The sequence below is a fragment of the Variovorax sp. 20P10.2.4 genome (genome assembly GCF_058244205.1).
Genome location: NZ_JBZAYE010001183.1, coordinates 1 through 1,092 on the forward strand (window position 1 = coordinate 1; position 1,092 = coordinate 1,092).

The window sequence follows — 1,092 nt, forward strand, 5'->3', positions numbered from 1 at the left end:
GAAGGCACGGCGCGCGAGGAGGCCAAGGCCAGCCGCTTCGCGATGGGCGGCCAGCTGGCCGAGCACGCCTGGATGGACCGCGTGCTCGAACAGACCTGGACCAACGTCGAGACGCTCAAGGAATGGGGCTATCCGTTCCCGGTCGACGACCAGGGCGCGCTGCGCTGCACCTCGCTGCAGGGCCCCGAGTACATGCGGCTGATGCGCAAACGCGTGAAGGCCGCAGGCGCGCGCATCCTCGACCACAGTCCGGTGCTCGAGCTGCTGGTCGACGAGCACGGCACCGTCTGCGGCGCCACCGGCGTGAACCGGCAGAGCGGCGAAAGCTGGGTGGCGCGCGCCGGCGCGGTGGTCATCGCCACCGGCGGCTGCGCCTTCCTGAGCCGCGCGCTCGGCTGCAACGTGCTGACCGGCGACGGCCAGCTGATGGCGGCCGAGGTCGGCGCGGCCCTGTCGGGCATGGAGTTCTCCAACGCCTACGGGCTCGGCCCGGCCTTCTCGTCGGTCACCAAGTCGCTGTTCTACAACTGGGCCACCTTCTACACGGCCGACGGCGTGGCGATCGAGGGCGCGGGCTCGTCCAAGGGCCGTGGCGTGATCGCGCAGACGCTGCAGACCCAACCGGTCTACGCCTGCCTCGACCGCGCCGACGCGCAGATCCGCGCCTGGATGCGCACCGCGCAGCCGAACTTCTTCGTCTCCTTCGACCGCCAGGGCATCGACCCCTTCACGCAGCACTTCCCGGTCACGCTGCGGCTCGAGGGCACGGTGCGCGGCACCGGTGGCCTGCACCTGGTGGACGACAGTTGCGCCACCACCGTGGCCGGCCTCTATGCCGCGGGCGACGCGGCCACGCGCGAGCTGATCTGCGGCGGCTTCACCGGCGGCGGCAGCCACAACGCGGCATGGGCGCTGTCCTCGGGTTTCTGGGCCGGTGCCGGCGCGGCCGATTTCGGGCGCGATGCGCGTGCGCGTTCGCAACGCGCGGCCCTGCGTTCCGGCGGCGTCGCGCTGTCCACGCGCGGCGCGCAGGCGTGGGACAGCCAGGCCGTGGTGCGCGCGGTGCAGGCCGAGGTCTTCCCCTTCGAGCGC

1 protein-coding gene is annotated in these 1,092 nt (G+C 72.6%); it reads left to right on the forward strand.

The annotated features are described in order from the left end of the window. Nucleotides 1–1,092, forward strand: a 1,092-nt coding sequence (locus AC27VN_RS42150) for an FAD-binding protein (protein WP_490880617.1), incomplete at both ends; no start/stop codon positions are given.